Annotated in this window: 21 protein-coding genes; 14 read left to right on the top strand and 7 right to left on the bottom strand. The window is 70.5% G+C overall.

The annotated features are described in order from the left end of the window. Positions 1–24: 24 nt before the first annotated feature. The 4 genes from QSJ33_RS15370 to QSJ33_RS15355 all read left to right on the top strand — a co-directional run bounded on the left by QSJ33_RS15370 (position 25) and on the right by QSJ33_RS15355 (position 4,823). The gene (locus QSJ33_RS15370; RefSeq protein ID WP_285727863.1) at positions 25–1,161 is read left to right on the top strand and encodes a Y-family DNA polymerase; all 1,137 of its coding nucleotides are present in this window, start codon (positions 25–27) and stop codon (positions 1,159–1,161) included. A 27-nt stretch (positions 1,162–1,188) separates the two neighbouring features. Next, positions 1,189–1,281 carry a DUF4160 domain-containing protein gene (locus QSJ33_RS15365; protein WP_285727825.1) on the top strand — a complete coding sequence of 31 codons (93 nt, stop codon included), beginning with the start codon at positions 1,189–1,191 and terminating at the stop codon, positions 1,279–1,281. Next, positions 1,262–1,714, top strand: a complete 453-nt coding sequence (locus QSJ33_RS15360; RefSeq protein WP_285727823.1) for a DUF2442 domain-containing protein — start codon at positions 1,262–1,264, stop codon at positions 1,712–1,714. Before QSJ33_RS15365 ends, QSJ33_RS15360 begins: the two co-directional genes overlap by 20 nt. Positions 1,715–1,886: 172 nt before the next feature. Then, positions 1,887–4,823, top strand: a complete 2,937-nt coding sequence (locus tag QSJ33_RS15355) for a helix-hairpin-helix domain-containing protein (protein ID WP_285727821.1) — start codon at positions 1,887–1,889, stop codon at positions 4,821–4,823. A gap of 108 nt (positions 4,824–4,931) precedes the next feature. On the opposite strand, the gene QSJ33_RS15350 is transcribed toward QSJ33_RS15355, so the two are convergent. The 7 genes from QSJ33_RS15350 to QSJ33_RS15320 all read right to left on the bottom strand — a co-directional run bounded on the left by QSJ33_RS15350 (position 4,932) and on the right by QSJ33_RS15320 (position 9,977). Next, the gene (locus QSJ33_RS15350; RefSeq protein ID WP_285727819.1) at positions 4,932–5,528 is read right to left on the bottom strand and encodes a hypothetical protein; all 597 of its coding nucleotides are present in this window, start codon (positions 5,526–5,528) and stop codon (positions 4,932–4,934) included. A 124-nt stretch (positions 5,529–5,652) separates the two neighbouring features. Further along, positions 5,653–6,045 (bottom strand): hypothetical protein, encoded by a 393-nt coding sequence (locus QSJ33_RS15345; protein WP_285727817.1) that lies wholly within the window; start codon positions 6,043–6,045, stop codon positions 5,653–5,655. Positions 6,046–6,180: 135 nt separating this feature from the next. After that, positions 6,181–6,531, bottom strand: coding sequence for a DUF2200 domain-containing protein (locus QSJ33_RS15340; RefSeq protein ID WP_285727815.1), 351 nt, complete (start codon positions 6,529–6,531; stop codon positions 6,181–6,183). Positions 6,532–6,583: 52 nt separating this feature from the next. After that, positions 6,584–7,165 (bottom strand): dihydrofolate reductase family protein, encoded by a 582-nt coding sequence (locus QSJ33_RS15335; protein WP_285727813.1) that lies wholly within the window; start codon positions 7,163–7,165, stop codon positions 6,584–6,586. A 180-nt stretch (positions 7,166–7,345) separates the two neighbouring features. After that, positions 7,346–7,663 (bottom strand): SdpI family protein, encoded by a 318-nt coding sequence (locus QSJ33_RS15330; protein WP_285727811.1) that lies wholly within the window; start codon positions 7,661–7,663, stop codon positions 7,346–7,348. Between the two features lie 27 nt (positions 7,664–7,690). Beyond that, positions 7,691–8,380: an HNH endonuclease gene (locus tag QSJ33_RS15325; protein ID WP_285727809.1), complete on the bottom strand. Its 690-nt coding sequence runs from the start codon at positions 8,378–8,380 to the stop codon at positions 7,691–7,693. A 316-nt stretch (positions 8,381–8,696) separates the two neighbouring features. Continuing rightward, positions 8,697–9,977: a M20 metallopeptidase family protein gene (locus QSJ33_RS15320; RefSeq protein WP_285727807.1), complete on the bottom strand. Its 1,281-nt coding sequence runs from the start codon at positions 9,975–9,977 to the stop codon at positions 8,697–8,699. 118 nt (positions 9,978–10,095) lie between these two features. Between QSJ33_RS15320 and QSJ33_RS15315 the strand changes: the two genes are divergently transcribed. The 10 genes from QSJ33_RS15315 (at position 10,096) to QSJ33_RS15270 (ending at position 19,787) form a co-directional block, all read left to right on the top strand. Beyond that, complete coding sequence (locus tag QSJ33_RS15315) at positions 10,096–10,878, top strand: SHOCT domain-containing protein (RefSeq protein ID WP_285727805.1); 783 nt, start codon at positions 10,096–10,098, stop codon at positions 10,876–10,878. Between the two features lie 7 nt (positions 10,879–10,885). Then, the gene (locus QSJ33_RS15310; protein WP_285727803.1) at positions 10,886–11,668 is read left to right on the top strand and encodes an NlpC/P60 family protein; all 783 of its coding nucleotides are present in this window, start codon (positions 10,886–10,888) and stop codon (positions 11,666–11,668) included. Positions 11,669–11,813: 145 nt separating this feature from the next. Beyond that, positions 11,814–12,017, top strand: coding sequence for a cold-shock protein (locus tag QSJ33_RS15305; RefSeq protein ID WP_285727801.1), 204 nt, complete (start codon positions 11,814–11,816; stop codon positions 12,015–12,017). 108 nt (positions 12,018–12,125) lie between these two features. Beyond that, on the top strand, positions 12,126–12,869 hold the full coding sequence (locus QSJ33_RS15300) for a flagellar hook-basal body protein (protein ID WP_285727799.1): 744 nt from the start codon (positions 12,126–12,128) through the stop codon (positions 12,867–12,869). A 30-nt stretch (positions 12,870–12,899) separates the two neighbouring features. Beyond that, the gene (flgG, locus tag QSJ33_RS15295; RefSeq protein ID WP_285727797.1) at positions 12,900–13,688 is read left to right on the top strand and encodes a flagellar basal-body rod protein FlgG; all 789 of its coding nucleotides are present in this window, start codon (positions 12,900–12,902) and stop codon (positions 13,686–13,688) included. A 4-nt stretch (positions 13,689–13,692) separates the two neighbouring features. Then, on the top strand, positions 13,693–14,406 hold the full coding sequence (gene flgA / locus QSJ33_RS15290) for a flagellar basal body P-ring formation chaperone FlgA (protein WP_285727795.1): 714 nt from the start codon (positions 13,693–13,695) through the stop codon (positions 14,404–14,406). A gap of 57 nt (positions 14,407–14,463) precedes the next feature. Beyond that, complete coding sequence (locus QSJ33_RS15285) at positions 14,464–14,817, top strand: DUF1292 domain-containing protein (protein ID WP_285727793.1); 354 nt, start codon at positions 14,464–14,466, stop codon at positions 14,815–14,817. 61 nt (positions 14,818–14,878) lie between these two features. Further along, the gene (gene larC / locus QSJ33_RS15280) at positions 14,879–16,138 is read left to right on the top strand and encodes a nickel pincer cofactor biosynthesis protein LarC (protein ID WP_285727791.1); all 1,260 of its coding nucleotides are present in this window, start codon (positions 14,879–14,881) and stop codon (positions 16,136–16,138) included. Between the two features lie 85 nt (positions 16,139–16,223). Further along, positions 16,224–17,648 (top strand): aspartate ammonia-lyase, encoded by a 1,425-nt coding sequence (locus QSJ33_RS15275; RefSeq protein WP_285727789.1) that lies wholly within the window; start codon positions 16,224–16,226, stop codon positions 17,646–17,648. A gap of 192 nt (positions 17,649–17,840) precedes the next feature. Then, positions 17,841–19,787, top strand: coding sequence for an aconitase family protein (locus QSJ33_RS15270; RefSeq protein ID WP_285727787.1), 1,947 nt, complete (start codon positions 17,841–17,843; stop codon positions 19,785–19,787).

The following is a 19,787-nucleotide window of genomic DNA, read 5'->3' as shown; positions in this document are numbered from 1 at the left end:
CCCCTGGAGGTTCCGGTGCTGGCGATGTGGGTCCCCGAACTGCCGTTCCAGCTGGCCTGCAGCCGGGACGGGGCCCTGCGGGACCGGCCCCTGGCCTTCCTGAGCGCCGAGCAGCCCCGCACGCCCAGCCTCTGGTTCGTGAACCGGCTGGGCCGGGCCGAGGGGCTGGTGCCGGGCATGCCCATGGACCAGGCCCTCCGCACCGCCCGGGGGCTGCGGGTGCTGGATCCCTCGCCCCAGGTCTGGTGGGAGGCGCAGGCGGAGCTGGGCACCTTCCTCCAGGCCTGGACGCCCCAGGGCCAGCTCCTGCGCCTGGGGGAGGCCCTGGTGGAGCTCCAGGGCACCCAGCGGCTCTTCGGGCCCCTGGCGGACACGGCCGAGCGCATGCGCCGGGAGCTGGCGGCGCGGAACGGCTGGGAGAGCCACGGCGGCCTGTCCCTGAGCGCCACCGCCGCCCAGCTCGCCGCCCACGGGGAGCGGCACCTGGAGCGGGTGGCGGAGGGCGCCGAGGCCGCCTTCCTGGCCCCCCAGCCGCTGCGCCGCCTGCCGGATCTGGCCCCGCGCCTGCAGGAGCGCTTCCGCCGCCTGGGCCTGCGCGCCTTCGGCGACCTCCAGCCCGTGCCCCTGCCCGTGCTGGCGGAGCTGACGAATCCGAAGCTGGCGCCGGACCTGCGGGCCCGGGTCCGCGGCGAGGACCGGCCGCGCCTCCCCCTGCTCACGGAGCGCCCCGGCCACGCCCGCCACGGCTGGCGCCTGCAGCCCCCCCGCCTGCCGGAGGAGGTGGGCCTGGCCGTGCGCTGCCTGGACCGGCTCTGGTCCGACCCCCGCCACCCGCGCACGCTGGTGCTGCGGTGGTGGGACGTGGACGGGGAGCCCCACGCCTGGCGCGCCGGGCCGGAGGATCTCACTTCCCCGCCCCTGGTGCTGGCCCGCCGCATCCAGCAGGCCTTCCTCGCGGGCGCCACCCGGCGCCTGCTGGTGCGCGAGGTGGAGCTGCGCCTGGCCTGGGGCCTGGGCCGCGAGCGGGCCCTCTTCGAGGATCCCCGGAACGCGAAGCTCGACCGCCTCGAGCCCGCCCTGGCGAGGCTCCGCCGCCGCTTCCCCGACCAGGCGGTGCTGCCGGGGTGGGTGGGGCGGGGAGGGCACCTTGAAACAGCGTAATAAAAGCCTAATATCCAGGAGGGCCCCATGACCCCCACCCTCCACCGGGAAGGGCCCTTCCGGTTCTCCTTCTACAGCCATGAGCCCCGTGAGCCACCCCATGTCCATGTCGGACCCTGACGGTCCCCGCGCCGCGCACCTCTGGTTCGAGCGGGGGCGCCTGGTGGTCCAGCTCCAGGACGGCCGGGAGCTGGCCTGCCCGCTGGCCTTCTTCCCCCGGCTGGCGGGGGCCTTCGCCGCGGACCTGGCGGACTGGCGCTTGACGGGGCGGGGCACGGGCATCCACTGGCCGCGCCTGGACGAGGATCTGTCGGTCCAGGCGCTCCTGGAGGGCCGCCCTGTCCCCGCGGCAGACGCCCGGGCGAAGGCCCTGGCCCCGCGCCTGCGCGCCGCCCGCCGCCAGGCCGGCCTCACCCAGGCCCAGCTCGCCGAACGGATGGGCCGCTCCCAGGCCCTGGTGAGCCTCGCGGAACGGGGCGCCCTGCGCATCGGCACGCCCTACCTCCACGCCGTCCTCGACGCCTGCGGCCTGCCCCGCGACTGGCAGCCCTGATCCTACATCTCCATCCCAAAAGCCATCCACGAAGGACACGAAGCAACGAACAAGGGCACGAATCACGCTTGGTGTCCTTCGTGTGCTTCTTCGTGCCCCTCTCGGCATCGGCGGAGCCGATACCGAGACGAACGGACATCTCGTGGAGCTCCTTTCCCCTCTGGCATGCCCCATGTTCGCCCTCGGCGTCTCCGATTTCAGTGTGGGTGAAGGCGTCTATCCGGCGCGGCAGCTGCTGCGCCTGGCGCGGGCCCTGGGCTACCGGGACCTGGTCTGCTGGGACCGGGGGGTGGCGGGCTATCCGAAGCTGCGGGCGGAGCTGGCGTGGATCCACCAGGCCCGGGAGCTGGAGGGCCTGCCGCCGGATCCGGACTGGGTGGGCTTCCGCCTGCACCTGGGGGCGCGGTTCGCGTGGCGCGGGCACGGCTACGGCGCGCTGCCCGTCAGCGATGCGGGCTACGCGGCCCTGAACCGCCTGCTGTCGGCCCAGGCCCACCGGGAGCGCCCCGACCTCGTCATCCCCGGCCTGGGCGAGCCCGAGCCGCCGGGCGGCTGCGTGCTGCTGGCGGAGGACCTCGCGGGCCTGGACGCGCTCCTGCGGGAGGGCCTCTACGGTGCCCTGCTGGGCCATCCCCGCCGGGCCCGGGAGGCCCGGAAGGCCCTGGGCGCGGGCCTGCCCGTGGCGGCGCCGCAGGTGCTGCGCTTCCGCACGGCCGAGGGCCTGGAGATGCACCGCCTCAAGCGGGCCGTCGCGGCGCAGGCCACCCTCATCCGCACGGAGGCCCTGTGGGATCCCGCGGAGGCCGCCGTGCCGCGCGGCGACTGGGAGGCCCGCTTCCCCTTCTGCGAGCCCGCCGTGGCGAAGGCCACCGCCGCGGTGCTGGAGCAGGTGGCCGGCTGGTCCCTCCACTGGGGCGGCTGGGTGCTGCCGGATCCCCTGGGCCGGGAGGGCGCGGATCTGGATGCCCTCCTGCGTGAGCGGGTGCGGGCGGGCGTGGCCGCGCGGTTCCCGAAGGCGGACGGTGCGGTGCTGGCCCGCATGGAACAGGAGCTGGACCTCATCGCCTACAAGGGCTTCGCCCGCTACTTCCTGCTGGTGCAGGACATCGTCCGGGCCGCCCAGGGCGCGACACCCCGCATCTGCGGCCGGGGCAGCGGCGCGGCCTCCCTGGTGAGCTACGCCCTGGGCCTCAGCAACGTGGATCCCGTGGCCACGAACCTCATGTTCGAGCGCTTCCTCACGAAGGAGCGCAAGGATCCGCCGGACATGGACATCGACTTCGCCTGGGACGAGCGCGACGCCGTCATCCAGTCGGTCTTCGCGCGCTACGGCCGCGACCGGGTGGCCATGGTGGCCAACCACGCCTTCTTCAAGCCCAAGGGCGCCCTGCGGGCTGTGGCCCAGGCCCATGGGCGGCCCGACAGCGAGCTCAAGCAGCTGGCCCGGTTCGTCCGCGGCTGGGAGGGCGGCCTGGACCGGGCGGCGGAGAACCCCGCCTGGGACGTGATCCTGCGCCAGGCCGCGGCCCTGACGGGGCACTTCCACCAGTTCTCCGTGCACCCCGGGGGCACCGTCGTGACGCCCGGCCCCTTCTGGGAACACGCGGCCTTCCAGCCCGCGCCCGCCAAGGAGGGCGTGTCCACCACCACCTGGGACAAGGATGGCGTGGAGAACTACGGCCTGGTGAAGATCGACCTGCTGGGGAACCGCAGCCTGGCGGTCATCCGCGACGCCTACGCCGTGCTGGGGGACCGCGTGCCGGGCGATCCCGGCACCCATGCCCGGAACGACCCCGCCACCCGGGACCTGCTGGCCCGGGGCGACAGCATCGGCGTCTTCTACGTGGAGAGCCCCGCCACACGCCAGCTCCAGCAGCGGGTGGGGAAGGGGGACTTCGAGACCCTGGTGATCCACTCCAGCCTCATCCGCCCGGCGGCCTACCGCTGGGTGGACCGCTACGTGAAGCGCAGCCGGGGCGAGGAGGCCTGGGAGCCCGGCGACCCCGTGTTCAACGAGCTGCTGTCGGAGAGCTTCGGCGTGCTGGTGTACCAGGAGGACGTCATCAAGGTCTGCGTGGCCCTGGCGGGCTGGAGCCACCACGACGCCGACCAGCTCCGCAAGCTGCTGGGCAAGCCCGACTGCGAGGCGAAGCTGCCCCTCTTCGAGGCACGGTTCCGCCGGGGCTGCGCCGAGCGCGGCGTGCGGCCCGCCACCGTGGAGGAGGCCTGGGACATGATCCGCACCTTCACGGGCTACTCCTTCTGCAAGCCGCATTCGGCCAGCTACGCCCAGGTGAGCTTCGAGAGCGCCTGGATCAAGGCCCACCATCCTGCCCTGTTCTTCGCCTCCGTCATCACCAACCAGGGCGGCTACTACCCGGCCATCGCCTACCTGGGCGACGCCCGCCGCCACCGGCTGGTGGTGCGGGGCCCCGACGCCAACGCCTCGGCCTGGGCCTTCACCGCCGAGGGCGAGCAGGCCGTCCGCGTGGGCCTCCTGCAGGTGAAGGGGGCCCGGGAGGCGGAGGTGCGCGCCCTGCTGGAGGAGCGCGAACGGCACGGCCCCTTCGCGGACCTGGACGACCTGCTGGGCCGCACGGCCCTCTCCGTGACCACCGCCGAGGCCCTCTGCGCCGCCGGGGCCTTCGATCGCTGGTCCCCGGACGGCGACCGCACCCGCCTCATGTGGGCGCGGCTGGGCGGCGTCCCCGCCGGCGTGCGCCCCCGGCCCACGGACCCCTTCGACCGCGCCGACCTGGAGATGGCGACGATGGACCTCACCCTGGAGCTCCACCCCGCCGCCCTCGCCCGCGTGCGCCGGGGCGGCGGCCCCGACCGCGCGGCGGATGTGGCCAAGGCCGGCGCGGGCGAGAGGCCCGGCCGCGACCTCCGCTTCTGGGCGCTGGTGGTGGCCGACAAGGACGTCGCCACCGAGCAGGGCCAGCGCATGCAGTTCGTCACCTTCGAGGACGAGACCGGCCTCGCCGAAGCCGTCGCCTTCCCCCCCGTCCTCAAGCGCCGGCAGCGCCCCTTCCGCGTCGGCGACGTCGTGCCCGTGCGGGGCCGCACCACCCTCCAGGACAAGCTGCCCGTGCTGGAGGTGCTGTGAGGGTCAGGGGCCTGGAAGGCGGAACACCGATGGACACCGATAAAAGCTGATGAACACCGATGAAGAAGGATGAAGGAAAGAGGGAGGTGGGACGGGCGGGGGCCGGGTTCAGGGAACGACGCCGGTGGCCGGTCGGGGCCTTCGTCCCCGCGAGGCTAGGGCCGCGAGGGTGCCGTTGAGGAGGAACAGGTAGGCCACGAACGCGGTGGCCTCGAAGGTGTGGGCCTGGACGGACAGGAGGCTGATCCCGAAACCGGCGGCGCTGACCGCGTAGGCCACCCAGCTCTCGGACCGAGGGTGGCGGTACGCCTTGAGGAGGGTGGGGACGCTGGCCAGCCCATCGGCCAGCAGCGAGAAGAGCAGGGCCAGGTTGGGCTCGTCGGTGAGGGCCCACAGGAGGAGGCCCAGGACCGCCGCCGCCATCAGGCCGTAGTCGCGGGGTTCGCTCTTCCAGTAGGCCTTCCGGTTGAAGAAGGAGGCCGCGACGACCAGCAGCGGCGTCAGGCCCGCCACGAAGGACGCCCACGACACTTCCGCGACCCCCTGCGCCCGCTGGGCCACGAAGATGACCATGGGGAAGAGCCCCCACAGCAGCCACGTGATGCGGTTGGGCTGGGCCCGGCCCACGAGCGTCTCGGCCAGGTAGTAGCACCCGCCCAGCGAGCCGATGAGGGCGCCGACGATCGCGCAGGGTTCAGGAAGCATGGCGGGGCCGAAGGAAGGAAGCTGGCGGGACCGCCTGCCCCGAAGCAGGGAGCGGCCTCGGGAACGCGGGACACGGAGAGCGCATGGGGTCAGGTGCGACGGTTACCGGGGAGCGATGGCCAGCTCATTCCACCGGCTCGGCATCCGGGTCGCTCTGGAGCCACGCCGAGGCTTGGGTGGGGTCATAGAACAGGCCCACGGTGACGGTCTTGGGAACGAGGGTCGTCCAGATTCCGGCGTATTTTTCATGCTCCTCGTTGGCCACAAGAATGGCGACTTTTAAAGGCTTATGTTCGATGACGTCTCGGTAGTGATGATCGATGGTTCTCCAGAATTCAGTATTCGAGAATGCGAACGTGGATTCCCTTAAATCCGTGATGGCGCGTGCGATGTCATGGAAGGCGTCATCCTTCAGCAAGGTGTCCCAATGGCGCGCCAGTTCCTGGAGCGAGACCTCCCCGCGCCAGGTCACCAGGAGGGTTCCCGCCTCGACATCGATGGTGTAGGTGATGGGCATGGACCCTCGGGTGGGAACGCCTGCCGGAAGCGAAGGTCGGAACCGCCAGACCGGGACATGGAAGGCAAACAGCAGGCCGCGCGGACGGGATTCGAGCCAGGCGGGGGGGCGAAGGGCCAGGCCGCAGCCTGCGCGTCAACGACGTAGAATTTTGTCCATGGCCTTGCCCTTGGCAAGCTCGTCGATGAGCTTGTCGAGGACCCGGACCTTCTGCGTGAGGGGATCGGAGATGTCCTCGACCCGGACCCCGCAGACGGTGCCCTTGACCTGGGCGCTGTTCGGGTGGATCCGGGGGGCCTGGTCGAAGAAGGCCTGGAAATCGATGGCCACGCGGGCGTGATGGGCGAGCTGCTCGCGGTCGTAGCCCGTCAGCCAGCAGATGACGGCGTCAACCTCCTCCCGGGTCCGCCCCTTGCGCTCGGCCTTCTGCACATAGAGCGGGTAGACGGTCGTGAACAGCAGCTTCGAGATGTCCCGAGGGGTCATGGGGTCCTCGCGAAAGGCCGGGCGGGTGGGGCCGCGGGTCCGGGATGGGGCTTTATCCGTGCTTCAGCGCCCCGGCGGCCCGGTAGGTCGTGAGGAGGATGCCGGAGGGCAGGGCCTGCGTGCGGACGAGCTCGAAGGCGCGGGGCGGGGTGCCCTCCGCGAAGAGGCGCTTCCCCGTGCCCAGCAGGACCGGATAGACGGCCAACAGGACCTCCTCCGCGAGCCCCTGGTCGAGCAGCGGGGAGGTCAGCGTGGAGCTGCCCGAGAGGATGAGGTCCGGGCCGTCCTGCGCCTTGAGCTGCCGGAGGCGTCCGAGGGGGTCCGGCCCCAGGCCCTCGAAGGGACCCCAGGCCAGGCTCTCCGGGCGGTGGGTGGCGACGTACTTGGTGGCCGCATTGAGGGCGTCCGCCATGGGACTGCCCGGCGCCTTCGGCCAGAACCCCGACCAGAGGTCGTAGGTGCGGCGCCCCAGCAGCAGGTCGAAGCTCCCCCCATAGGCCGCAAGCATCGCCTCCCGGCCCTCGGGCGTCCGGTAGGGCCCCGTCCAGTCGCTGTACGGGAAGCCATCCTCATCCGCCGAGTGCTGGATCACCCCGTCCAGCGAGATGTGTTCGATGATCCTGAGCCTTCGCATGGGCGTCTCCGGGTCCGGGGGCATTCAAAAGGCACGGTGGGCGTCAAAACCTGGAAAAGCGGAACACCGATGAACACCGATCAAAGCTGATGAACACCGAAAAAAGATGATCAAACGTGAACGGGATTAAGCCGACATGGCTGTACCGAGGCGACGGGTGGGGTTGAGTGGAAGGCAAGGTTAGGTCTGCCGGTTTGCATAGGCCAGGGTGGCGACCACGGTGAACACAATGGGCAGGACGAACACAGACAGGTAGAGGTGAGAATCCTTTTGACCGGCAATCCGGAGGGCGACCAGGCCGGCGATGCTCAGGCAGGACGTGACCGCCAGGATCTTGCCGCCGAATGAATTCACCCGATACCAGGCCTCTTCGCTTTTCATGGCCGCGGGAAGCCTGAACCCGTAGATGGAATTGATCGGGACTTCCCTGCGAATGAGCGGGATGCAGAGAGCCGCGAACAGCGCGTTGATTGCGATGAAGACCATCCATTGGTTCATACGGCCCTCCTGCGGCGGAGTGAACGCTCATTGGATTTTTGAGCTTTTTGCAAGATTATGCCGAGCACAAAGGAGCTGAACATTCTCGGCAGTCAGTGAAGTACCGCCCTTTGAAAACGGGAGAATATGATCAAAATGCAGCTCATCGGTGGCGCCACATTCTGTGCAGCGCCCCTTGTCACGCTGCCATACCTGGAGCTTGACGCTCGAAGGAATAATTCTTCGCCGATCAAAATTCGTGAGAGCAGGAATTGAGAAGTCCTCATCACCCTCGATGGCGATAAGTCGAAATCGAAATACCTCCCGCTTCCCATCGGACTGAACCCAGGCATCGACGAGATGGAACACACCGTTGTATGACCAGATGCCATCTTTGATTTTCTCATACACCCTGACACGCTCAGCCTGCCGAGAACCATTCTTGTAAGCCAAGGCGGCTTGCCTGAACTTGCCATTCTCGGTTGGCCTACCAGATGGAAGATTCCCGAGTTGATCTAGGCTTTTTGGATCTGTGATGCCAACTTTTCTAGGTTGATCGTGACCTTCATAGATCAAAACAGTGCCATCTTCTTCAATTCGATCTTGGTAGGGTGCATTCGGGCGAATGGACATCAAAATTACGGAATGATTCCCTCCTAGCCCAAAGTTCATGCCTCTTTGAAGGCTGGCGCCTTCTCTTTGACACATCTCAATGTAGGAAATGATGTTGTCGGCCAAGGGATCCACCTTTGAAATGAGCCCTAACAAAGATCAGACGTATTTCGGGAAGACAAAATACGGTGACATGCTCCAGGGATTGGTGATGCCAGATGGAAGCCGAAGCCCGAGATGACGTGCCGATGCTGCCAGGGCGCCGGTCGAATTTCTACGTCAATCGAGTTGAATTGCATACATCAATGATCCCTTAAAGCCTGATCGGTGTTCATCAGCTTTTATCGGTGTCCATCGGTGTTCCCTCTTTCGCCCTTCCGCTTTTCTCTGCGCGCTCTGCGTTCTCTGCGGTGAATCGGTGGTTGCTTTCCCGTGATGCGCCTCAGGGCTTCGCAGCCCCCCGCTCCAGGTAGTCGAGCAGCACGCCGCTCATGGTGCGCACGCCCACGACGAGGGCTTCTTCGTCGAGGTCGAAGTCGGCGGTGTGGACGCCGGCGGTGATGCCGCGGGCGGGGTTGGTGACGCCCAGCCACAGGTAGGCGCCGGGGATGCGCTGCTGGTAGAAGGAGAAGTCCTCGGCGCCCATGACGGGGCGGGCGTCGGTGACGAGGCGGGCGCCCAGGAGGCGGCGCAGGGTGGGCTGGGTGGCGGCCACCAGGGCGGGGTCGTTCACGGTGGCGGGGTAGGCGGCGTTGGCCTGGAAGGCCAGCTCGGCGGTGGCGCCGTTCGTCCGGGCCACGCCCTCCAGCAGCGTCTGCATGAGGGCTTTGGCCTGGGCCCGCACCTCGGGGCTGAGGGTGCGCAGGGTGCCGGTCATCACCACCTTGTCGGCGATGACGTTCTCCCGCACGCCGCCCTGGATGGTGCCCACGCTGAGCACCAGGGGCTCGAGGGGATCCACGCGGCGGCTGCGGATGGACTGGAGGGCCTCGATGGCCTGGGCCGCGACGTAGATGGCGTCGATGCCCTTGTGGGGCGCGGCGCCGCCGTGGGACATCTTCCCGTGGATCACGGCCGACCAGGTGTCCACGGAGGCCAGCATGGCGCCGGGGATCAGCGCCATCGTCCCCGCGGGGTAGGCGTTGGTGACGTGCAGGCCGAAGATGGCGGCGGGGGCCGGCTGCTCCAGCACGCCCTCCTTCACCATGAGGGCCGCGCCGCCCTCCTCGCCCTCCGGCGCGCCCTCCTCCGCGGGCTGGAAGAGGAACTTCACCGTGCCGGGCAGGCGGTCGCGCATCCCCGCCAGCACGGCGGCCACGCCCAGGCCGATGGTGGTGTGGGCGTCGTGGCCGCAGGCGTGCATGACGCCGGGGTTCAGCGACCGGTAGGGCACGTCGTGGGTCTCGGGGATGGGCAGGGCGTCCATGTCGGCGCGGTAGGCCACCACGGGGCCGGGCTTCCCGCCCCTGAGCAGGGCCACCACGCCGTGGCGGGCGATGCCGGTGTGGACCTCCAGGCCCAGGGCCCGCAGCCGCTCGGCCACCACCTTGGCGGTGCGGACCTCGCGGTTGGAGAGCTCGGGATGCTCGTGGAAGTCCCGGCGCTCCGCCACCAGGGTGGGCCGCAGGGCCTCGGCGGCGGCGGCCACCCGGGCGTCCCGGTCGGGGGCGCCGGCCACCAGCGACACGCTGAGGCAGAGAAGGGAAGCCACCGTTCGGCGCATGGTCGGACTCCTGGGGGATGGGACTGCCAGTGTAGCCGCCGCGGTTGGGGGTAAGCTCTCCGGGAACCCTTTCCACCACCTGATACCCGCGGGGGACGCCATGCCGAGGATCAACGGGATGTTTCGGACGATGGGATGGGCCCTGGCGGCCCTGCCGGTCCTGGCCGGGGATCCGGGCCAGTGGCGGTGGCAGCCCGCGAACTTCACCTGGGTGAAGCGGGTCCCTGCCGAGGCCGGTGCGCCCGCCAACGACCAGCCCGTGCGCCTGGCGAAGGAGACCCTCGCGGCGGCCCTGGCCTCGGTGCGGTTCTCGGCGGACGGGAAGGACACCCCCCTCTTCGTGAAGGACGAGGTGCCGGTGCTGGCCAAGATCCTGGGCGAGGCCTTCGCCCTGGCAAAGCCGGACGAGGACCTCGTCCTCCTCAGCACCGCCCGGCGGGGGGGTGGCCTCATGGCCGCGGCCCAGGGCGTCACGGCCCGGCTCTTCGTGAAGGACGGCGCCCTGAACCTCCTCGTCCACGACACCCGGCAGGACTTCATGGACCGCTACCTCGTGGAGGGCGCCCAGCCCTCCTTCACCTACGGCTCGCGCATGGCCGCCGCCCAGGTGAGCCTCGAGGCCCCCGGCGCCACCCGCCTCCGCGGGGACTGGCTGGCCCTGCCCCTGGCCGTGCCCCCGGCGGCGCCCGCGGCTCCAGTTCCGGCCCCGGCGGCGGCGCCCGCGCCCCAGCCCGCCGCGCCGGCCGCGGCCCTGACGCCCGCCGCCGCCGGCCCCCGGGACGCGGCCTTCTACGAGGCCCAGACCGAGCGGCTCCGGGCCCTCAAGAAGCTCCGGGACGAGAACCTCATCACCGAGGCGGAGTACCAGGCCCGGCGTGAGGCGATCCTGAAGACGTTCTAGGCGGCCCGTGTCGCTCCGCGACCGCCGGCACCTGGGCTGGGCTCCCCCCGCGGCGGCCCTGCTCCTGCTGGCGGCCTGCGGGCGGGCGCCGCGGCCCGTGCCCGAGGCGCCGCGGGCGCGGCCGGCCGCACCTCTCGCGCGGCTGGGCTACACCCTGCAGGCGGGGGCCTTCGCCAAGGTGGAGAACGCGGCGCGCTTCGCCGCCGCCCTGCAGGCCCAGGGCCTGGAGGCCACCTACTACGGCTCCCGCGACGGGTTCTACCGGGTGCGCTTCGGCGACTTCGCTACCAGGGCCCAGGCCCGGGAGCGGGGCGAGCGCCTGAAGGCCGCCGGGGTGATCGAGGCCTACTGGGTGGTGGCGCCCGAGACGGGGGCGCCGGGGCTGGGCCCGGAGGCGGCCCGGCCCACGGACGAGCGGGGCCTGCGGGCCAGCCTGGTGGACACGGCCAAGGGCTACCTCGGCGTGCCCTACCTCTTCGGGGGCACCACGGAGAAGGGCTTCGACTGCAGCGGGCTCACGGGGGCCGTCTACCGGCTGAACGGCCTGCGGCTGCCCCGGTCCTCGGCGGACCAGTACCAGGCGGGCCACCCGGTGGACCTGGACGAGGCCCGGCCGGGGGACCTCCTCTTCTTCGCCACGGGGGGCGGCCGGCGCATCACCCACGTGGCCCTCTACCTGGGACGCGGCACCTTCATCCACGCCCCCAGCCACGGCCGGACCATCTGCGAGGACCGGCTGGACGAGGCCTACTACCGGAGGGCGTTCGTGGGGGCCCGGAGCTATTTTTGAGGCCAATCGATTTTTTGAAAATCCTGGCCAGGGTTCCCCTATACTGAAACCTGCCCGCCAGTCGTGCGGACAAATCACCCGCGTTGCTGCCTCGCCTGGAAGGAACAATGCATCCCATTCCAGGAATAGTACATAGGTAGGCAACATGGCCAAGGGAACCGTCAAGTGGTTCAACGCCGAAAAGGGTTTCGGATTCATCACCCCCGATGACGGCGGTGCGGATCTGTTCGTCCATCACTCCGCCATCGAGTCCACGGGCTTCCGCTCCCTGGACGAGAACCAGCGCGTGGAGTTCCAGGTGGCCCAGGGGCAGAAGGGCCCCCAGGCGACCCACGTCACCAAGATCTGACCTCACCCGTTCGATCGGATCGGTCCCCCGCGGGGGACCGATTTTTTTTTGGCATCCCTTTGGCGGTGATCCCTCCGTCCCCAGCGCTCGCTGGGCGAGAGGTGCCCAATGGATCCCGGATACTACGTCGCCGCCGGCAGCCTGAAGGCCAGGTCCTTCCAGCTGGACGTGGTGGCGAACAACCTGGCCAACGCGGCCACCGTGGGCTACAAGCCCGACCAGCCCTTCTTCGCCGTCTTCAACAAGGCCGGCGCCAGCGGGCGTGGCCTGCCCCTCACCCCCTACGTGAACGACGGCGTCGTGTTCGGCGAGACCGGCGTGGTCTTCAAGCAGGGCGCCCTCCGGGCCACGGCCCGCCCCCTGGACCTGGCCGTCGAGGGCAACGGCTTCTTCACCGTCCGGACCGCCGACGGGGACCGGGTCACCCGGGACGGCCGGTTCCAGATGGGCGTGGACGGCCAGATCCAGGCGGAGGACGGGTCTCCGGTGCTGGGCAAAAATGGCCAACCCATCAAGGTCGACCCCAAGCAGGGGAATGTCACCATCGCCGCCGACGGCTCCGTGAGCCAGGGCGGGCAGGCCCTGGGCCAGATCGCCCTCACGGCCTTCGAGAAGCCCGGCGCCCTGAAGCGGACCGGGAACCTGCGCTTCGATCCCGCGGGCCAGGCCACGGCCCCGGTCAAGGCCACCGTGGCCCAGGGCCACGTGGAGGAGAGCGGCGTGGACACGGCCTCGGCCATGGTCGAGATGATCCGCCTGAACCGGCTGTTCGAGATCAGCCAGAAGGTGGCCTCCACCATCAGCTACGACCTGGATTCCCGCTCCATCAACGACGTCGCCATCAGCAAGTAGCCCCCCACCCCGTTCCCGAAGGAGTCCCCCATGATGCGCGCGATGTGGTCGGCCGCGGCCGGCATGGCGGTCCAGCAGTACAACATGGACGCCATCTCCAACAACCTCGCCAACGTGAACACCACCGGCTTCAAGAAGGGCCGCGCGGAGTTCCAGGACCTGCTCTACCAGACGGTGAACCTGGCGGGCACCAGCTCCAGCACCAACACCACGCTGCCCGCGGGCATCCAGCTGGGCCACGGCGCCAAGCTGCAGAGCGTCGTCCGCGACTACAGCACGGGCAACCTGAAGCAGACGGGCAACCGCTTCGACCTGGCCATCGAGGGCGACGGGTTCTTCCGGGTGACCATGCCCGACGGCACCCTGGGCTACACCCGGGACGGCAGCTTCTCCACGGACCAGAACGGCACCCTGGTGAACGCGGCGGGCTACATGCTGGATCCCCAGATCACCGTCCCCCAGGACGCCCTCAGCGTCACGGTGGCCTCGGACGGCACGGTCACCGTCACCCAGCCGGGCCAGACCCAGCCCCAGCAGATCGGGCAGATCACCCTGTCCCACTTCATCAACCCCGCCGGCCTGAACCAGATCGGCCACAACCTGGTGCAGCCCACCCTGGCCAGCGGCGACGCCATCGACGGCAACCCCGGCACAGACGGCATCGGCACCATCAACCAGGGCTTCCTGGAGGTCTCCAACGTCGACGTGGCCGAGGAGATGGTGAACATGATCATCGGCCAGCGGGCCTACGAGGCGAACTCGAAGACCATCCAGACCGTGGACAACATGCTGAGCCTGCTCAACCAGCTGAAGCGGTGATCCCGTGCGCGTCCTGCCCCTCCTCCTGACCGCGGCCCTGGCCTGGGGCCAGGCCCCGGCGCCCGCCGCAGCCGCCGCGCCGACGGCCGCCCCGGCCTCGGTGGAGCAGCTGGTGGACACGGCCCTGGCCTTCGCGAAGAAGACGGCCGCGGACGCCGGCGGCACCTACCGCTTCCACCTCGTGCAGCCCCCGCGCCTGCCCCTGCTGCCGCCCGGGAAGCTCGGCTTCGAGGCCTCGCACCTGAGCAAGCGCGATCCCGTGGGCCGCTTCTTCGTGGTGGTGGCCGTCAAGGTGGACGACCAGCGGGCGGCCATGGTCCGGGTGGACCTGGAGGGCGCCTGGGTGGGCCAGGTGCTCAGGGCGAAGCAGGACCTGGCCCGGAAGACCGAGCTGAGCATGGACCAGCTGGAGGCCACGCCCTTCGACGGGGTGCCCCCGGAGGGCGCCCTGTCGGAACTGCCGCCCGGCCAGCGGCTTCGGGGCCCCCTGGCCGAAGGACGCATCCTGACCCGGTCGGACCTGGAGCCCATCCCCCTGGTGCAGTCCGGGGACAAGGTTCGGCTCACGGCCACCTCGGACGTCCTGACCGTCTCCCTGGACACCGTGGCCCGGAGCCGGGGCGGCCTGGGGGACCACGTGCGCCTCGAGGCCCCCGGTTCCCGCCGGACCGTGGTGGCCGTGGTGACCGGCCCGGGTGAGGCGCGACTGGAGAATTAAGTCCTGGATGCCCCTCCGGTTCGATCGTACTCTGGTCCCTTGCGCGAGGAGGAGCCCATGGCTCACGAGGGTCACGAACACGGACCGGACTGCAACCACGACCACGACCATGACGAGTCCTTCGAGATCGAAGTCGTCGAGCTGGAAGACGAGAACGGCGAGAAGGAGGAGTTCGCCATCCTCGAGGAGCTGGACTTCGAAGGCCGCCGCTTCGCCATCCTCGCGCCCCTGGCCGAGTTGCAGGCCCAGGAGGAAGGCACCGCCGATCCCGAGGCCGGCCTCTCCCTGGAGATCTTCGAGGTGAAGGACGACATGTTCACCCCCCTCGAGGACGAGGCCGTGGCCGAGCGCCTGATGGCCCACCTGGACGCCCAGGAGGCCAAGCTCAAGGCCGAGGAAGACAAGGACTGACCCTGATTCCGGGCATCCTGGAGGCCCCCTTCGCGGGGGCCTCCGCATTCCAGGAGTTCCTGTGACGCACCTCTGGGTGGATCCCTTCAGCGGCCTCTCCGGCGACATCTGGATCGGGGGCTTCCTGGGCCTCGGCGTGCCGGAGGCGGAGCTACGAGCCATCCTGCGCCAGCTCCCGTTCCCCGAACTGGACCTGCGGGTGGAATCGGTGATGCGTTGCGGCCTGCAGGCCACCCGGGCCAGCGTGCTCATCCACGGCGAGGTGGACCGCGGCGGCACGCCCCACCTGGAGCTCCCGGCCCCCGGGGCGCGCCGCCTCGTCCGCCGCCGCACGGCCCGGCCCCAGGGCCACGTCCACGGCTTCACCTGGCGGGAGGTGGACGCCCTCCTCCAGACGCACCTGCCGGCCCGCATCGGGGCGACGGCCCGGGGCGCCTTCGAGAAGCTGGGGCAGGCCGAGGCCCGGGTGCACGGCATCCCCCTGGCGGAGGTCCACTTCCACGAGGTGGGGCTGCAGGACTCCATCGCCGACGTGGTGCTGGCCGCCGCAGGCTGGGTGCTCCTGGGGGAGCCCGAGGTCTGGGTGGGCCCCGTGGCCGTGGGGAAGGGCCACACGCGCATGGCCCACGGGATGTTCCCCATCCCCGCCCCCGCCGCCCTGAACCTGCTGGACGGCTTCGAGCTCACGCCCGGCGTGGCCCCCGTGGACAAGGAGCTGACGACGCCCACCGGGGCCGCCCTCGCGGCCCAGCTGGCCACGGTCCGGCACGCCCCGGCCCGGTTCATCCCCGCCCGTTCCGTCTTCGCCACGGGCAGCTACGACTTCCCCCATACGCCCGCCGCCTGCCGCTTCGTGCTGGGCCGGATCCCCGAGGCGGCGCCGGACCTGGTGCAGCTGGAGACCAACCTGGACGACGCCACGCCCCAGCAGGTGGCCCACGCCCAGGCCCGGGCCCTGGAGGCGGGGGCCCTGGACGTGTGGGTGGTCCCGGCCACCTTCAAGAAGGGCCGCAGCGGCTGGGTGCTGGGCGCCGTGCTGCCCGGGCCCCGCCTGGAGGCCGTGACGGCGGTCCTGACGGCCGAGCTTCCCACCCTCGGCCTGCGCTGGTGGCCCCTGCAGCGCCTCGAGGCCGAGCGGTCCTTCTCGACAGCGGATGTCCAGGGCCAGCCCGTGGCCGTGAAGGAGGGCCGCTGGCCCGGGGCCACGGTGGTCCAGCCGGAGTTCGAGGACGCCCGGCGGGCGGCGGAGGCCCTGGGGGAGCCCCTGCGGAAGGTGCAGGCCCAGGCGGCTCCGAAGGCCGGGAAACCCCGGCGGTCGTGACCCGGGCCACACGCGATCCCGGGGACTTCTGCAAGACTGGAGGCCGCGCGGAGCCCGACGCGGGCCGGCGCCACGGAGTCCCCCCATGAGCAAGAACGCGACCCTGAATTCGGATGTCCGCATCGAGCACGACCTCATCGGCGAGCGGGCCGTCCCCGCGGAGGCCTACTACGGCGTGCAGACCGCCCGGGCCATCGACAACTTCCACATCTCCGGGGTGCCCCTCTACCACTACCCCGAGCTCATCAAGGCCAACGCCATGGTGAAGCTCGCCGCGGCCCGCGCGAACCGGGACTGCGGCCTGCTGACCGACGAGATCCTGCGGGGCATCACCGGGGCCTGCGAGGAGCTCATCGAGGGCAAGCTGCACCACCAGTTCCCCCTCGACGTGTTCCAGGGCGGGGCGGGCACCTCCACCAACATGAACGCCAACGAGGTGATCGCCAACCGGAGCCTGGAGATCCTGGGCCACCGCAAGGGCGAGTACGAGTTCTGCGATCCCCACAACCACGTCAACTGCAGCCAGAGCACCAACGACGCCTATCCCTCCGCCCTGAAGCTGGCCATGGCCCTGGCCAACCGCGACCTCGTGGCCGAGATGGGCGGGCTGGTGGCGGACCTGCGCGCCAAGGCCGCGGAGTTCCGCCACATCATCAAGATGGGCCGCACCCAGCTGCAGGACGCCGTGCCCATGACCCTGGGCCAGGAATTCGGCGCTTGGGCCGCCAGCCTGGAGAACGAGATCGAGGCCCTCAAGCAGATGAGCGTCCTCCTGCTGACCGTGAACATGGGCGGCACCGCCATCGGCACGGGGCTGAACGCCCCCGAGGACTACCCGGAGCGCTGCGTGGTGCACCTGGTCCAGATCACGGGCATGCCCATCCGCCTGGCCACCAACCTCATCGAGGCCACCCAGGACACCCAGCCCTTCGTGATCTACAGCGCCGGCATGAAGAGCCTGGCCATCAAGCTCAGCAAGATCTGCAACGACCTGCGCCTGCTCAGCAGCGGCCCCCGCTGCGGCCTGCACGAGATCAACCTGCCCCCCATGCAGCCCGGCAGCAGCATCATGCCCGGCAAGGTGAACCCGGTGATCCCCGAGGTGGTGAACCAGGTCTGCTTCCGGGTCATCGGCAACGACCTCACCGTGACCATGGCCGCCGAGGCCGGGCAGCTGCAGCTCAACGTCATGGAGCCCGTCATCGGCCTCGCCATCCTGGAGAGCATCAAGCTCTTCAAGAACGCCGCCCACACCCTCCGCCACAACTGCGTCCGCGGCATCACCGCCAACGAGGAGCGCTGCCGCCTGGGCGTGGAGCACAGCATCGGCGTGGTGACGGCCCTGAACCCCTACCTGGGCTACGACGTCTGCACCGACCTGGCCGCCGAGGCCCTGCGCACCAACCGCGGCATCGTGGAACTGGTGCGGGAGCGCGGCCTGCTCACCGAGGACCAGATCCGCGACATGCTGAACCCCGAGAAGATGCTCGGGCCCATGCGGCGGATCTGAGGCCGGGCCTCCAGGAGAAAGTTCTCCACGAAGGGCACGAAGACGCCCTTCGGGCGCACGAAGAGTACGAAGGCGTACAGGGTTGATCCAACAAGCCTTCGTGCTCTTGTTTTGCCCTTCGTGTCCTTCGTGGAGATCCTTGGCCTCTCCTTGGGGTGATCTGAACCTCGGCCGGGACCGTATCCTGGAAGGATGCTGCCGGACCGGATCGCCTTCCCTGGACGCGTGCTGTTCCTCTCCGAGGACCCGGACAAGGTGCGCCGCCAGCTGGAGGGCGGGGACCTGGCGCTGCCGGAGGCGCTGCCCCTGCGGGACCAGGTCAGCACCGACGAGATCACGCCGGCCTGGATCTGCTACCACTACGACGAGACCCTGGGCGAGTTCCCATACCTGGGCCTGAAGTGCGGCGAGCGCTTTCCCGTGAAGGCGGGCTCCGTGAAGGCCGGCGGCTTCGCCGTGAGCGTGGCGGGGAAGCGGCGCGGCAAGGGCAGCAGCCGCGAGGCGAGTCCGTACGCCGAGTGGTGCGCGGGCCTCCGGCTGGTGATCGCCGAGAGCTTCGAGCGGATCTACCGCCAGAACTGCCAGAACCTGGGCCTGCTCACGAGCACCGACCTTGGCCTGGTGGCCCGGATCCGCGCCGGCGAGGCCATCCCCCTGGCCGAGTTCACGGACGGCCTGGATCCCATCACGGCCGGCCTCGTGCGCCACGGCGGCCTCTTCGCCTACAACGCCGCCCGCCTGCGGGGCGAGGAGCAGCCACCGCTGCCGGACCCCGGGCCGCGGCCCATGACCTACGCGGAGAAGCTGCTGGCCCGGCATGCCGTGGTGGACGCGGCGGCCGGCCGCTCGGGGTTGCCCGCGGTGGCGCCCGGCGACGGCCTGTTCGTGAAGGCGGACTGGCGGTTCTCCCACGACTACGTGACGCCCATGGCCGCCAGCTTCCTCGAGAAGGCCCTGGGCCCGGAGGTGGCGCTGCGGGATCCCGGCACCATCCTGGCCTTCCGCGACCACCTCACCTTCCTGCACCACAGCATGCGGGCGGAGCACCGGGCCCAGGGCCTGCTGGACGTGGCCCAGCGCCTGAAACCGGCCCAGGAGGCCTTCTGCGCCCGCCACGGCATCCGCCTGCACGGGGAATTGCCGGACGGCTCGGGCAGCGAGGGCATCTGCCATGCGGTGATGGCGGAGCGGTACGTCCTGCCGGGCCAGCTGGTGGTGGGCACGGATTCCCACACGCCCCATGCCGGGGCCCTGGGCTGCCTGGCCTTCGGCGTGGGCACCACGGACATCGCCGCCGCCTGGGTGACCGGCGACGTCCGCGTCACCGTGCCGCCCACGCTGCGGGTGCGCCTGAACGGCCGCCTGCGTCCCGGCGTCTCCGCCAAGGACCTGGTGCTGCACCTCCTCGCCCAGCCCCTCATCCGGGAGGGCGGCGCCCTCGCCCACGTGGTGGAGTACCAGGGCGAGGCCCTGGCGGACCTGGACACGGACGAACGGGCCACCCTCACGAACATGGCCGCGGAGATCGGCGGCTTCACGGGCCTGGTGGCGCCCGACGCGGAGACGGTGCGCTTCATCCGCGAGCGCCGGGGCGTGGAGATCGCCCTGGAACCCTGGATGCGCGGCGACGACGGGGCCGAGTACGCCCACACCCTCGACGTGGACTGTCGGGCCCTGGGGCCGATGCTGGCCCGCCCCGGCGATCCCGGGAACGGCGTGGCCCTGGCTGACCTGGGAGAGGCCGTGCGCATCGACATCGCCTACCTGGGCAGCTGCACCGGTGGCAAGCGGGAGGACCTGCGCCGGGCCTACGAGGTGGTGAAGGAGGCGGCGGCCCGCGGCCAGCGGGTTCCCGAGGGCGTGGCCTTCTACGTGCAGTGCGGCAGCGAGGACGTGCGCCGGCACGCCGCGGCGCAGGGCTGGATCGCGGCCTTCGAGGCCGTGGGGGCCGTGGTGCTGGGCAGCTCCTGCGGCGCCTGCATCAATGCGGGCCCCGGCGTCTCCACCCGGCCTGACCAGGTGACGGTGAGCGCCATCAACCGGAACTTCCCCGGCCGCAGCGGCCCCGGGCAGGTGTGGCTGGCCAGCCCCGCCACCGTCGCCGCCAGCGCCCTGGCGGGGCGGATCGTGGGGGCCTGA

The organism is Geothrix rubra (assembly GCF_030268065.1).
Lineage (GTDB): Bacteria > Acidobacteriota > Holophagae > Holophagales > Holophagaceae > Geothrix > Geothrix rubra.
Note: the sequence above shows the minus strand (reverse complement) of the source record. Positions and strands in the feature narration are given on the sequence as shown.

Bases quoted from the DNA above. Each gene is read 5' to 3' on its own strand.
- QSJ33_RS15350 (WP_285727819.1), bottom strand. From the start codon at position 5,528: ATGCTTCCTGAACCCTGCGCGATCGTCGGCGCCCTCATCGGCTCGCTG.
- QSJ33_RS15300 (WP_285727799.1), top strand. From the start codon at position 12,126: ATGGATCCCGGATACTACGTCGCCGCCGGCAGCCTGAAGGCCAGGTCC.
- QSJ33_RS15370 (WP_285727863.1), top strand. From the start codon at position 25: ATGTGGGTCCCCGAACTGCCGTTCCAGCTGGCCTGCAGCCGGGACGGG.
- QSJ33_RS15360 (WP_285727823.1), top strand. From the start codon at position 1,262: ATGTCCATGTCGGACCCTGACGGTCCCCGCGCCGCGCACCTCTGGTTC.
- QSJ33_RS15335 (WP_285727813.1), bottom strand. From the start codon at position 7,165: ATGCGAAGGCTCAGGATCATCGAACACATCTCGCTGGACGGGGTGATC.
- QSJ33_RS15340 (WP_285727815.1), bottom strand. From the start codon at position 6,531: ATGACCCCTCGGGACATCTCGAAGCTGCTGTTCACGACCGTCTACCCG.
- QSJ33_RS15275 (WP_285727789.1), top strand. From the start codon at position 16,224: ATGAGCAAGAACGCGACCCTGAATTCGGATGTCCGCATCGAGCACGAC.
- QSJ33_RS15270 (WP_285727787.1), top strand. From the start codon at position 17,841: ATGCTGCCGGACCGGATCGCCTTCCCTGGACGCGTGCTGTTCCTCTCC.
- QSJ33_RS15315 (WP_285727805.1), top strand. From the start codon at position 10,096: ATGTTTCGGACGATGGGATGGGCCCTGGCGGCCCTGCCGGTCCTGGCC.
- QSJ33_RS15345 (WP_285727817.1), bottom strand. From the start codon at position 6,045: ATGCCCATCACCTACACCATCGATGTCGAGGCGGGAACCCTCCTGGTG.
- flgG (WP_285727797.1), top strand. From the start codon at position 12,900: ATGATGCGCGCGATGTGGTCGGCCGCGGCCGGCATGGCGGTCCAGCAG.
- QSJ33_RS15320 (WP_285727807.1), bottom strand. From the start codon at position 9,977: ATGCGCCGAACGGTGGCTTCCCTTCTCTGCCTCAGCGTGTCGCTGGTG.
- QSJ33_RS15355 (WP_285727821.1), top strand. From the start codon at position 1,887: ATGTTCGCCCTCGGCGTCTCCGATTTCAGTGTGGGTGAAGGCGTCTAT.
- QSJ33_RS15365 (WP_285727825.1), top strand. From the start codon at position 1,189: ATGACCCCCACCCTCCACCGGGAAGGGCCCTTCCGGTTCTCCTTCTAC.
- QSJ33_RS15305 (WP_285727801.1), top strand. From the start codon at position 11,814: ATGGCCAAGGGAACCGTCAAGTGGTTCAACGCCGAAAAGGGTTTCGGA.
- QSJ33_RS15285 (WP_285727793.1), top strand. From the start codon at position 14,464: ATGGCTCACGAGGGTCACGAACACGGACCGGACTGCAACCACGACCAC.
- QSJ33_RS15330 (WP_285727811.1), bottom strand. From the start codon at position 7,663: ATGAACCAATGGATGGTCTTCATCGCAATCAACGCGCTGTTCGCGGCT.